Source organism: Rhodopirellula sp. P2 (assembly GCF_028768465.1).
Classification (GTDB): Bacteria; Planctomycetota; Planctomycetia; order Pirellulales; family Pirellulaceae; genus Rhodopirellula.
Genome location: NZ_CP118225.1, coordinates 889,472 through 901,835, shown reverse-complemented (window position 1 = coordinate 901,835; position 12,364 = coordinate 889,472). Strand labels below are relative to the sequence as shown.

General features: G+C 58.1%; 12 protein-coding genes. 5 read left to right on the top strand and 7 right to left on the bottom strand.

What is annotated here, in order from left to right; all coding sequences use genetic code 11:
- Nucleotides 1–3 precede the first annotated feature (3 nt).
- From rnhA to PSR62_RS03125, 4 genes are all read right to left on the bottom strand, one after another.
- Nucleotides 4–480 (bottom strand): ribonuclease HI, encoded by a 477-nt coding sequence (gene rnhA, locus PSR62_RS03140; RefSeq protein WP_274406373.1) that lies wholly within the window; start codon nucleotides 478–480, stop codon nucleotides 4–6.
- An 89-nt stretch (nucleotides 481–569) separates the two neighbouring features.
- Nucleotides 570–1,394, bottom strand: a complete 825-nt coding sequence (locus PSR62_RS03135) for an SDR family NAD(P)-dependent oxidoreductase (RefSeq protein WP_274406372.1) — start codon at nucleotides 1,392–1,394, stop codon at nucleotides 570–572.
- Nucleotide 1,395: 1 nt separating this feature from the next.
- On the bottom strand, nucleotides 1,396–2,475 hold the full coding sequence (gene bioB, locus PSR62_RS03130; RefSeq protein WP_274406371.1) for a biotin synthase BioB: 1,080 nt from the start codon (nucleotides 2,473–2,475) through the stop codon (nucleotides 1,396–1,398).
- A 37-nt stretch (nucleotides 2,476–2,512) separates the two neighbouring features.
- Nucleotides 2,513–3,349, bottom strand: coding sequence for a hypothetical protein (locus PSR62_RS03125; protein WP_274406370.1), 837 nt, complete (start codon nucleotides 3,347–3,349; stop codon nucleotides 2,513–2,515).
- 12 nt (nucleotides 3,350–3,361) lie between these two features.
- Between PSR62_RS03125 and pyk the strand changes: the two genes are divergently transcribed.
- From pyk to PSR62_RS03110, 3 genes are all read left to right on the top strand, one after another.
- Nucleotides 3,362–4,792 carry a pyruvate kinase gene (gene pyk, locus PSR62_RS03120; RefSeq protein WP_274406369.1) on the top strand — a complete coding sequence of 477 codons (1,431 nt, stop codon included), beginning with the start codon at nucleotides 3,362–3,364 and terminating at the stop codon, nucleotides 4,790–4,792.
- A gap of 221 nt (nucleotides 4,793–5,013) precedes the next feature.
- A complete protein-coding gene (locus tag PSR62_RS03115; RefSeq protein ID WP_274406368.1) occupies nucleotides 5,014–5,439 on the top strand; it encodes an Hsp20/alpha crystallin family protein in 426 nt (141 codons plus the stop codon).
- Between the two features lie 103 nt (nucleotides 5,440–5,542).
- On the top strand, nucleotides 5,543–5,923 hold the full coding sequence (locus tag PSR62_RS03110; RefSeq protein ID WP_274408323.1) for an Hsp20/alpha crystallin family protein: 381 nt from the start codon (nucleotides 5,543–5,545) through the stop codon (nucleotides 5,921–5,923).
- A gap of 118 nt (nucleotides 5,924–6,041) precedes the next feature.
- Here PSR62_RS03110 and PSR62_RS03105 read toward each other — a convergent pair whose 3' ends face one another.
- The gene (locus tag PSR62_RS03105) at nucleotides 6,042–6,953 is read right to left on the bottom strand and encodes a dihydrodipicolinate synthase family protein (protein ID WP_274406367.1); all 912 of its coding nucleotides are present in this window, start codon (nucleotides 6,951–6,953) and stop codon (nucleotides 6,042–6,044) included.
- Nucleotides 6,954–7,555: 602 nt separating this feature from the next.
- Here PSR62_RS03105 and PSR62_RS03100 point away from each other — a divergent pair.
- On the top strand, nucleotides 7,556–9,304 hold the full coding sequence (locus tag PSR62_RS03100) for a hypothetical protein (protein WP_338020129.1): 1,749 nt from the start codon (nucleotides 7,556–7,558) through the stop codon (nucleotides 9,302–9,304).
- A gap of 162 nt (nucleotides 9,305–9,466) precedes the next feature.
- Here PSR62_RS03100 and PSR62_RS03095 read toward each other — a convergent pair whose 3' ends face one another.
- Nucleotides 9,467–10,351, bottom strand: a complete 885-nt coding sequence (locus PSR62_RS03095; RefSeq protein ID WP_274406365.1) for an NADP-dependent methylenetetrahydromethanopterin/methylenetetrahydrofolate dehydrogenase — start codon at nucleotides 10,349–10,351, stop codon at nucleotides 9,467–9,469.
- A 105-nt stretch (nucleotides 10,352–10,456) separates the two neighbouring features.
- Nucleotides 10,457–10,954 (bottom strand): formaldehyde-activating enzyme, encoded by a 498-nt coding sequence (gene fae, locus PSR62_RS03090; RefSeq protein ID WP_274406364.1) that lies wholly within the window; start codon nucleotides 10,952–10,954, stop codon nucleotides 10,457–10,459.
- A 116-nt stretch (nucleotides 10,955–11,070) separates the two neighbouring features.
- Here fae and PSR62_RS03085 point away from each other — a divergent pair, with 116 nt between their 5' ends.
- The gene (locus PSR62_RS03085) at nucleotides 11,071–12,363 is read left to right on the top strand and encodes an ATP-grasp domain-containing protein (RefSeq protein WP_274406363.1); all 1,293 of its coding nucleotides are present in this window, start codon (nucleotides 11,071–11,073) and stop codon (nucleotides 12,361–12,363) included.
- The last annotated feature ends 1 nt before the right edge of the window (nucleotide 12,364 follow it).

Below are 12,364 nucleotides of genomic sequence, written 5' to 3'. Positions count from 1 at the left end.
GTGTTAGAGATACTGCTGGTACGCCGCGACCGCCAATTGGTCGCACAGTTCGTTTTCGGTGTGCCCGGCGTGACCTTTGACGTGATGGTAGGTCACCACGTGGTCTTGCATTTGTTGATCGAGTTCTTGCCACAGCTCAACGTTCTTGACCGGAACCAGTTTGGAACCCTCTTTGCGTTTCCAACCGCGACTCTTCCAGCCGGCCATCCAGCTCGACATCCCCTGCCCCACGTATTTGCTGTCGGAGTACAGAGCGACAGCGCAGGGTTCTTTGAGAGCCTCCAGTCCACGGATAACGGCCATCAATTCCATTTGGTTGTTGGTCGTGTGCGGTTGGCCGCCTGATCGCTGAATCTCTTTCAGCGTCCGCGGGCATCGCAACACAAACGCCCAACCACCCGGTCCCGGGTTCCCACTGCAGGCACCATCGGTGTACAGCTCCACGGGTTTGAAATTGGTGGCAGGTTTGGATTCAGTCATGTCGGTTCAGTCCGTTGGATGGGGGTGCGTCCGTGTTGCAGGTTTCAGGTCGCTGGGGTGAAGTCAAAATGCTCAAACTTCGCCTGGGTTCAGCCGGTGTTGCGGCCAATCTGAAGTCCGTCGGGGGCGAAGACGCTGCGGCCGCCATCGACCGGCAAGCAGACTCCTGTGACAAATGTGTTTTCGCACAAGAAGCCGACCGCGTGAGCGACGTCCTCGGGCGTGCCGACTCGCCGAGCCAGGGTGCTGTCGGCCAACTCGTTCACGGTCTCGGCGGAGACCTCGTCCGCCAGCAGCACGGGCCCTGGTTGCACGCAGTTGACTCGAATATTCGGGTGGCTGCCCCCGAGTTCCACCGCCAACGACCGGGTCATGACCTCGATCGCCCCTTTGCTAGGAAAGTACGCGGCGTGTTCCGCGTATGGTCGCACCGTGGCCCAGTCACCCAGGTTGATGATGCAGCCCCCACGCGATTGCGTGACCATGTGTCGGCCGGCGGCGCGAGCGCACAGCAGCGAGGCGACGGAGTTGATTTGGAAGTACCGCCGGATCTCGTCACCGGTGATGTTTTCCAATCGCGTGGGGGTCCAGATCGCGGCGCTGTTGACCAGGATGTCGAGCCGGCCAAAGTGCTGGTGCGTTTGATCGATGATCGCATCGCAGGTCGCGTCTTCTTCGAGTGAACCTTGCGTCACAATCGCTTCGCGGCCGAATCGTTGCTGCCACTGCGAGGCGGCTTGCTCAGCTTCGTCAACGCTGGTGTTGGCGTGCAGAGCCACATGGCAGCCGCGCCGCGACAATTCTTCCGCGATGACACGACCGACTCGCGGTGAACCACTGCCCGTGACGATGGCAACCGGATCATCCGTTTCGAAAACGCCTTGCAATCGTGAACGACGAGCGGTGGTTTCCACCTCAGACGCTCAGCTCTTCGCACGAACCGGTGACGTCGAAACCGAGGTCGCGAATCATGTCGTAATCCGCTTGAGGTGCTTGGCCTTGCGTCGTCAGGTAATCGCCCACGAACACGCTGTTGGCAACGTACAGTCCCATGGGTTGCAGCTGACGCAGGTGCAGTTCACGACCGCCAGCGATTCGCAGTTCACGATCCGGGTTCACGAACCGGAACATCGCCAGTGCTTTGAGGGCGTCTTGAGGCGTCAAAGCCTCGGTGCCTTCCAGTGGTGTGCCATCGATCGCATTGAGAATGTTGACGGGAATCGATTGCACACCAAGCTCGTTGAGGTCGAACGCCATCGACACGATGTCGGACTTGGATTCGCCCATGCCAATGATGCCACCGCTGCACATTTCCATGCCCGCATCGCGAACGTGCCGCAGCGTTTGAACGCGGTCTTCGTAGGTGTGCGTCGTGCAGATTTTTTCGTAGTGTGATTCGCTGCTGTTCAGGTTGTGGTTGACTCGGTCGACACCACAGGCCTTCAGCCGTGCGGCTTGAGATTCATCCAGCAAGCCCAAGCAGGCGCAGATGTCCAAGTTGTATTTCTGCTTGATCTCGGGAACGATCGCTTCGACCGCTTTCATTTCGCGTTCGTTTGGTCCGCGAGCGGAGATCACCAAGCAGTACGTCTTGGCACCTCGTTCGGCAGCGACTTTGGCGGCATCCATCAACGCGTCGCGTTTGAGAATGTTGTACTTGGGGACGGGAGCGTCGGAAACTTTGGATTGGCTGCAGTAGTGGCAATCCTCGGGGCACAACCCGCTCTTGGCATTCATCAAGAAATACAGCTGAACCGTGTTGCCAAAGTACTGATGGCGAATTCGATAGCCGGCCGAAATGATCGCGGGCACATCCAGGTCAGACGCTTCCAGCATTCCGAGCGCTTGCGCTCGCGTGATCGGCGTGCCGTCGAGGACTTGTTGGGCCAATGCGTCGTAGTATCCCGGAGGCGAAAACGCACCGGCGGACGATGACGTGTCGGCAGTGTCCGGGGCAGCAACAGAATCGGCAGCACTGGAGTCAGCAACGCTCATGGAACCAGGGGGTCAGCGGGGAAGGAGATGAGGAAGATCAGGACGTGATTTCGACCCGCATCGTCGGCGTTTGGTCTGCCGTCGACAAGCCGGGGCGTTCCGCAGTGGGAGTTTCCGGGGCTGCCAACGCCAAAATCTGGTCCAACTGCTCCCGTAATTCGATCATCTGATGACGGCTCAGGCCTTGTCCGATCAAACTCGCCGCGTGCAAACCGGCGATCACCAGCAGGGCAAGTGGCACCATCCACAGCCCCGTCATCGATGCACCGAGGCTCCATTGCACGTACGCGATCAGCAATCCGCCACACAGGATCAATGCCATGGCAAAATAGAGAAACATGCAGAATGTCCAGATTTCAGGTCTCGGCGAGAACCGGCCAAACAGCTGGCAGTTCACGTCCGAGGCACCTTCTGGCGAGCTCTCCGCTGGCACCGAATGGTCGCTGTGGTGTGGGGATTCCGCGTTTCCAGACGACTCCGGACGCACATCGCTGAACTGGATCGACAGGTGCGGGGACCAAAACCGAGTTTCGTTCCGTGGCGGAGCGATCTCCAAGCATTTGCCCGCCGCGACAGCTCGCGTGCTGGGACCCAGCGTGGCGATGGCCGTGCGGACTCCCACCACCATCGCGTTGGCTGGGACCGGGAAGTCCATAGAGAACGTGGGTTGCATTTCAAGAGGGGACATCGTGCCAAATCCAAATTGACGGACGCTGGGGAACTGCTCGCCATTGTGGCTGGTGAACGGAATGGAGGCAAATGCAACCAACTGAGCCGTCATCGGTGGGATGGGTTCCGTTGTCGGCTCGGCAGCTTGTTCGCCAGGCCGTTGCCCGCGACACTTCGCCGCCTCGTCACTTCTTTTTCCGCTCATTGAGACGCAACCGTGCAGGACTACCGTCACACCAAAATCATTGCCACGATCGGACCAGCAACCGAGTCCCCCGAAAAATTGGCGGCGTTGATCGAAGCGGGTGTCGATGTCATGCGGCTCAACATGGCTCACGGGACTCCTGAATGGGTCGGCGAAATCGTCGCCCGAATCCGAGCGGTCTCCAAGCAGATTGACCGTCATGTCGCGGTGATGATGGACGTGAAGGGCCCTGAGATTCGAACCGGTGCCGTCGACGCACCGATCGATCTGAAAACCGGTGATGAGCTGGTGCTGTTCACTGAAGACTGCCCCGACCAATCGGCGGTTGAGTCCGATGGGACGCCGCGGGTCAGCGTGAACTACCCCGGTCTGCCCGAGGCGATTGATTTGGACAGCACCATCTTGGTCGACAGCGGATTGCTGCACTGGCACGTGGCGAGCAAGGATGCCACGACGGTCCACTGCCGAGTGATCACAACCGGTGCATTGGACTCGCGCCGGCACATTAACTTGCCCGGCGTGCAAGTCAACTTGCCCGCGATCACAGACAAGGACCGAACGGATTTGATCGCGGGGATCCAAGCGGGCATTGACTTCGTCGCGCTCTCGTTTGTTCGCCAAGCGGCGGACGTCGACTCACTCCGCGAGTTCTTGGTCCAACACAATTCGCCCGCTCGAATCATTTCGAAAATTGAGGACCAAGCTGGCGTTCGCAACATGAAGACGATCATCCGGCAATCGGATGCGATCATGGTGGCGCGCGGGGACCTCGGCGTTGAAATCGACTACCACCGATTGCCGCTCGTTCAAACCGAGCTGATTCGTGCCTGCCAAGAAGATGGCAAGCCGGTCATCATCGCCACGCACTTGCTCGAGTCGATGATTCATTCCCCCGTCCCAACCCGGGCGGAAGTGTCGGACGTTTCCAACGCGATTCGCGAACAAGCCGATGCGGTGATGCTGTCCGGGGAAACCACCACGGGCAAATACCCACTGGAATCCGTCGGTGTGCTGCAAAACATCGTTGCCAGCATCGAGCCCACCGTCAGCCGTCAACTGAACTCGAAGATCGTGCTCCGTGAGCCAAAGTCGATGATGCTGCGTTCAGCATGCACGTTGGCGCAAGAAATGGGCGACTCGGGAGTCGTTGTCTTCACCCGCAGCGGTTTTCTGGCCTATGTGCTCGGTGCGCTCCGGCCGCGTGGGGTGCCTATCTTTGCCTTCACCGACGTCGAACACACGTTCCGTCATCTGATGCTGCCCTGGGGAGTGGAACCATTCTTCATGGAGTTTTCGGAGGACCACGATCAAACGATCACCAACGCATTGGAAGTTCTCAAAGAAAGCGGTTGGTGCAAACCGGGCGTTTGGTTGGGGGTCATCACCAACGCTCTGGCCGACGAAAAGATCATCGACACACTGCAGCTTCGCCAAGTCGAGTAGCCCGTCTGCCAACCGTGATGGACGAGCCCCTTGAGCCACTCCGGTTCACGGACTGGTTCATCAGCGGGTCCCAGAATTTGAGTGCGCTTCGCGGGGAATTGGCACACTCGTTGCATTTTTGAAGTTCCGGCTCGACGCCGTCTGTCAGTTTGGCATTCCGTGTTGAGCAAGATTCTTTCAACAAACTTTGCTTGCACACTTGTGTGAACGGAGGATCAAAAATGTTAGCGACACGTTGGGAACCTTGGAACGAACTGAACCGCCTTTCGCGTGAGATGGACCGACTGTTCACTCGCGGGGTTCCATCCGGCACGTCCGCGGTCACCTTCCCAGCTTTGAATGTCTGGGAAGACGACGGCACGGTGTACGTCGAAGCGGAATTGCCAGGATTCGACTCAAAACAGCTTGAAATCTACGTCGATGCCAACCAGCTCACTCTCAAAGGCGAGCGATCTGCACCGGAAATGGAAGGTGGAACGTGGCACCGCCAAGAGCGTGGGTTCGGGAGCTTCTATCGAATGATGGAGTTGCCCGCCGACGTCGACGCCGAGCAAGTTGCGGCGGACTTTCAGCATGGCATCCTAAGGATCACGCTGCCCAAAAGTGAAACTGCCAAACCACGTCGAATCGAGGTTCAGTCGAGCTGATCGGTCGGCTCGTCCTCGATCCACCCTTTTTGATTGATTGGAGAAACTCATGAGCACTGCCATGACGACCCATTCCAATGGGTCAAAAAACAAGACGACCACGATGGCTGGTCCCAACACCCGTTCCAAACAACGCACCGAGAACACCAGTCGCGGCACGACGTTCACGCCGCGATTTGATATCTGGGAAGGTGAGCAGGAGTTGACGCTCTTGGGCGATCTGCCCGGTGTCGATCCAGCGGACCTGGACGTCCAGTTTGAGAACCGGTTGTTGACCATTCGTGGTCAAGTCACGCGTCATGCAGCCCCGGATTCCTACCTGCAATCCGAGTACGAAGTCGGAGACTTCCAGAGAAGCTTCACGATCGGTGAAAAGATTGATGCATCTGGGATCTCAGCGGAGATGAAGAACGGTGTGCTGACCCTGCATCTGCCGAAATCCGAAGAGGCCAAGCCTCGGCGAATCAAGGTGCGGGCACGCTGACGGCTTGTGACCGAAGAAACGATCGTGTGTCCAATGAAAAAGACCGTGCGGGATGACCGCACGGTCTTTCGTTGAGAAACGATCGTTTTGAGCTGCTGTTGAAACGACGCAAACGAACTCAGTTGATGACCTTCATCGTCCGCAGTGCTGCTTGGATCTTCGATTTGGTTTCGTCGCAAACGTTGCTCAGCATGGGCTGAATCGGGCCCGTGTTCGCGACGCCAGCGAGTGCGACCGCTTCGTGCAAAACCCGAATTGGGTGAATGCCATCGCGAAGGTTTTCCAGGGGGAGGAAGTACTGCCGGATCGATTCCGCCATTTCCATGTCGCCCCCTTGGATCGATCCCAGCATGTCCATGCTCTTGCCAGGCGCGACGCAAACGCAGCCGCTGGTGAACCCGGTGATGCCGAAGTCACGCAGGTGAACGATCGCGGGTTGTTCTCCGATGCCGCTGACGATTCGTTCCGCGGGGAAGACGTCGAGGACTTCGCGAAGGTAGTCGTCGTCAGCAGGATTCTCGCGAACGACCGCGTACTTGATCCACGAAATCACACCGTCGTCATCCAGGGATTTCAGATCGGCGGGTGACAACCATCGGTCGTGTTTCAGATAGACGACCAACGGTTTGCCGTACTGTTCGGACAGCTTTCGGATGCCCGTTGCGATGCCTGCCGAATCGACAATGTCGCGCGAAGGCAGCAGCATCGCGGTGCCAAAATCGAATTCTTGCAGGATGTTGATCTGGTCCGAGGCAATTCCGAAAGACGGGCCAAACGATGGCACGACGGTGGTGTCCGGTCCGGCGGAGTCCGAGATCATCCCCAGCAGATCATCGAAATCAGCCAGGCTGGTGTGGTAGAGCACCGCGTTGCCGCCGTACAGCAACGAGCGAACGCCGCCAGCTTCGAGGAAACGGATGATCTTTTCGTTTTCGTCCGCGTCGATTTGATAGTCCGCATCACGAGCCAACGGTGGCACGGCAAAGACAGATTCAGACAACAGCTTGGGATTGAACGGTCCGGTTTTCATGGTGGGAACTCAGAGGACGGGAAACTTGGTCGGTGGGGGCCCGTTGGCTGACAACGCGCGGGCGACGATGCGCCGGTGACAAGGCAGTCCGGCAACGGGCGGGGAAGAACACTCAAATCTTGGCCCACAAAGTAACTCCTTCGTCACGCCGAAGCGACGGGAGCAGCAACCGGAGCCGACGAATGGGGGCGGGAGGTCCCCGCCACGTGTCCTGGCTGGTGTTTCAATCGTTGCGGCCTTGGCCGATCGAAAATGACGCCCTCAACGAACGGGAGGCTTGGGTGGGTTGTGCGGTGTTGCGAAAATGCAACGTCTGTGTGCTTGGCGGGACAGTCTCGGCAAAATAGTGAGTTTGCGACTCGGGGGAGGTCGCAAAAGTGTCGTTTTTCGCGGGTTTTTTCTGCAAATGGCTCAAGTCTTGCCTACTCTTATTTGTGCGGCTGTTTTGGGCCCAAGGATGCCTGCCGCGCCAACGGCTTGCCCTTTCCTTTGGGTTCGCCATTGCAACAATCCGGCTGTGACTCACGGTTTGTACACCTGTCGTCTCGACCCATCGAGACTTGGTTGCCACGCCTGAGTTTTCCTTTTTGAGACATGCCACCATGACCGTTTCGACTCGTATCGGCCTTCGCCTCAAAGACCTCTGTTTGAATGAACGCATGAATCACTCTGTTCTGTCATCGAAATTTGCCAAACTCTCGGCGCTGAGTTGCCTGTTGGCCGCTGGGACCGCATCGGCTCAGGACGCGTGCTGCTTCACACCGCAATATCGCTTGCAAACTCAGACGATCATGCAGCCTGAAGTGGTCGAGCGCATGCGTCTGACCTACGAAACCCAGTACGTCGAAGAAGAGGTCAAAAGCTATCGGCCGGTTTTGAAGACGCGGGTCGAAGAACGCGAAGTCACGGTCCCGGAAACCGTCACCGAAACCGCGTTTCGCGAAGAACGTTACACGATCTACAAACCGGTCACGGAAACTTCGTACCGCGAAGAAACAGTCACGCAAACTCGGTACGTCAACGAGACCGCTGAACGAGAAGAACGGGTCACGACTTACCGTCCCGTGACCGAAACGCAGATGTACCAGCAGCAGTACCAGGTGCAGCGCCCGGTCACTGAAACGCAGATGGTTCAGCAACAGTACATGGTCCAACGGCCTGTCACTGAAACGCAAATGCAAACACAACAGGTCACTTCGTACCGACCTGTCACCACGGTCCAGCAGCAAACGGTCGACGCGGGTGGTTACGTGCCGCAAACAACCGTCACGCCGAGCCAATTGCAGTACGGTTTGGGTTGGAACCCCCGGGCCTACTACCAGCCCGGTCCACTCGGATTGCTCGCGTACCCCCGTGGTGCGGCGACCGCAGTGCCCGTGGTCACACCGCCCAAGACGCAGACCCAAATGGTCTACCGTCCCAACTACATCAATCAACAGATTGCTCAAACGCAGTACGTACCAGAAGTTCAGCAAGTCCAGCGTCCGATCCAAGTGACTCGCATGCAATCGGAAATGGTGACTCAAAACGTTCCCGTGACTGTTCAGCGAATGCAAACCGAAATGGTCACGCAAAACGTTCCCGTGCAAACGACCAAAATGGTGCCCCAAACGACTGTGCGGAAAGTGCCCTACGTTGTGCAACGCCCTGTGACGGAAACGTCCACCCGGAAGGTTCCCGTGCAGAGCAAACGTTGGGTCGCTGAAGAAGTGGTTCGCAAGGTGCCCGTGCAAACCAGTCGCGTGGTCTACAAGACGCGTCGTGAACCGATCACGGTGAAGTACTACGAGCAAGAAGAGGTCGTGCAAGTCGTGCGTCGGCCTGTTTCGGTCCCGCGGTACCAAAAGTATCAAGTCCAGCAAATGGTTCCACGAACCGTGGTCGAACGCGTGCCATTGTCGTACGTCGATCCGTTCAGTCCTGCGATCACGAACGGTTACTCATCGTTCCGTCCAATCGTCGAATCGGCACCCTATTCGTCGAGCTATCCCAGCACTTCGAGTTACCTCGGTCCGTCGGTCATCACCGAACCCGGTTCAGTGACCAGTTCACGACCCATTTTGGATTCGGAAGAAACGGAACTCGATGCTCCTTACCAGTCGGATGACTCGGAGCCCAGTTCCACGATGGGCAAAGTCGAATTTGGTGCCCCAGAACCGGATTCCAACAGCGACCTGCCAGACAACTACGACCACATGTTTGATCCACAGGATTCGGACGAAGTCGAACAGCCTCAATTGGATGACAAAGAGGCCAGTTGGAAACGTCGCGGAATCGAGGGCCAACCCGCCAGTGTCCGCAACATTTCGCACCGCGTTCGTTGGAACCCAACCTTCGCACGTGAGCTGTAAGTTCATACGCAAGAAAACGTTCTTGCAAACCATTGGAAGCATCCAGAGGCGAGTCTTTCGAGACTCGCCTCTTTGCGTTTCGGCAGGTGTCTCGGTCGAGAGTGGCTCTTTCGAAAGCCGCTGAGGCAACGATCATCGATGATGGGGGCCAGCGCTGAGTGCTCAGCGATTCATCTGTTCCATTGTCAGGTCGTAGATCTCATCCGCGTCCAGGACCAGCGAATTGGATGTGAAGAGTTTGGCGATCGCGGCTTTGTGCGTTCGCATCTTCAGTCCACCCACACCAATGGGGCCGTAAGCGACTGGACCGTCGGTTTGGTTCTCGTGCAGCGGTTTCGCCTTGTCAAACGCTTCCACGCCGCCCAGTCCTGCCGGGGGCACTGCGTTGAGATCAATTGCAACACGCAGTTTGGAAAGGCCGTGGATCAATTCTTTGGAGGCCAGTTCGACTCCGGCCGCGCCACTGGCAATGATCACCTCGGCTCGTTCGAGCAGTGCTTTCAGGTCGTCTTCGTTTTCAGGCGCGACGGCTTCGAGGTTGCCGGAACTGACGTGGGCACCGATCTGCTTGCAGGCGGTCTCAGCGCGGTTGAGCGAACGGCTGGTCAGCAGCACATTGGCGTTTTGCCGTGCCAGCATTTGAGCAACACGCCTGCCAACGGGGCCGGTGCCGCCCAGGACCACGGCGGTGCAACCATCCAGTGTCACGTGCTTGGACGCGGAGGCCACCGCAGCGGCAGCGGTGGTGTTGCATCCGGAAGCGTCCAGCATCACCGAGACACGAACGGGGCCAAAGAAAGCTTTTTGAACACGGCGAAAGATTGCTTCGGCTTGGACCACATCGTTTCCGCCGATGAACAGAGCGGAGTGTTTGAGGTCGTCACCACCACGCGTGAACATGGCGCCGTGTACCAGTGATTCCACCGCATCCGCTTGCACGCTGCCATACTGAAACAAGTGGTCAACGCCCGCATCGACCGCGACAACCGCATCGAATGAACTGGGGTGAGGGTCCACGTCCAACTGAAACAGGATGTTCTTGGGCATCGTCGTCACCAGTGTGCAGAAAGGTGGGTTCGTAGAAGACAAAAGAAAAGCTTCGGGCTCTCGCCCGAAGCTTGTTCGTCATTTTGCTTTGGACAAAGCGTTGGCTCAGAAGCCCTTGAAGGGGTGAGCTGCGGTGTCCTTCTTTGCCAACATGTCGTCGACGCTTGGTTTGCCTTGCATGGCCGATTTGAGGGCGTCCTTGGTGGCTTCGTAGTTGTACTTGTAGATCTTTTCGTCGTCTTCGGCGGCGGGGTGAATGAACACGCCGCAGACGCAAACCAGATCTTCGCACTGGTCCTTAGGAATGATGCCTTCGCTGACAGCGTCGGCGACCGCTTGAGCAACGGCGGCTTGAGCAGGTCCGAACATTTGCACGGCTTGCTTCATGCCTTTGATCGTGACCTTGGTCACCATCACGGTCGATGGCTTCACAGCCACGTTGGGCTCGAGCACGGCCAACAGGTTGGTGTGACCTTCGCTTTGGTTGGCCAATGCGTTGGCGAACGCTGCGCCGACGGGTCCGTCTTTGCTACCGATCATCAGATCGATGTGCGAAATTTCGTTGCCGTCACCGACGAGGGATTCACCAATGTGGAATTGCATGACAAGATGCCTTTGGAGAGGGGAAACAAACGCCCAAAGATTTACCGGTGGGAACACATGGTCCTTACCCCACACGCAGGATGAACACACCAATGGCGATGGGTGGGTCGGGCAGGTTGAAAACGGTAACAAACCCCTGCGACGGTGAGAACCGCCCCGCAATTCTACTGGTGGGGGCGTCGGTTCGATGGGCCGCCCAATCGCTGCGTCGTGGGCAGCCAAATTCACGGCTGATTGGCCTGGATTGGTTCGGTGATGCCGACACCCGAATGGTTTGCGACCAATTCCATCCATTTCAGTTGGGCGAGGAACCCTCCCAAAATCTCTCCGAACAGATCGATTCGGTCGCGATTTTGCACGCCGCAAGGGTGGTTCACGTGGGCGGGCTGCAGTTCGCCGGAGCGGCGAATCCGTGGGAGGGCTGGAACCGCCTGCAGTCCATTGCTCGCGAATTGGCCACCGAATCGGGGGCCAATGAGTTCCCGGTGACGTTTCCGCTCACCTACCAGTGCTCCGCCGGGCGAGGTCGTTTGGCGGGAGCAACCGGCGAGGACGCACCTCTGGCGGAGTTGATGGACGGGGCATCTGGCCGATCCATCGACTGGCTGTGGAAGCAAGTCGACTCGACCGGCGGTTTGGGCATTCGTTCGGTGCTGCCAGGGAACCTGGTGATCGCGGAATCGGGCGACGGATGGTTGCAACAACGGGTCCACGGTCGCTCGTACGGTCTGGTGGCCATCGCGGAAGCCAATCAGACACGCGTGCTGGGACTGTCTCGGGGGCTCCATCACCGATCCGGTGACCGACCGTTTGTTTACTCGGGGGCCCGTGGGCCGATCGTCGAGGGCGGTGGCGTTGATCCTGGCAACGTGCCCTGGCGGTCGCTGCAAACACTGAGTGAACGCGTCGCCCGGGAGTTTTCCCTTCGCGGACTTTTCAATCTCGACTTCCTGCGTGACGCGGCAGGTCGATGGTGGTTGCTGGAACTGAACGCCCGCCCCAGTGCATCGTGCGAGGTCATTGAACGTTGGGCCACCGAGACGGGGCAGTTGCCTGCAGGGCACTCGTTGATGCGAATGCACCTGGAAGCCATTGGTGGGCGTGAGCGGACGGATCAGATGGATTGTCGTTCCAATTTGGACGCGTTGCGCGGTGCGAACGCATCGGCTCAGTGGATCAAGCGAGTCGTCTTCGCCCATCAAGATGGCTTGGTCGACATCCGGAAGATTCAAAGGCGGTTGCGTGCCGAGTCAATTGCGGTCGAGCTCGCTGACCTTCCCCCGTCACCCGTGAAGGTGACGGCAGGAGACCCGATCTTGACGTTGTTGGTCCGAATCGACGACCGCGCAAAAGGAATGGCCGCGGCGCAATTGCGCCGGGCCATTCGAATCGTTCAAGGTTCAAGATGAA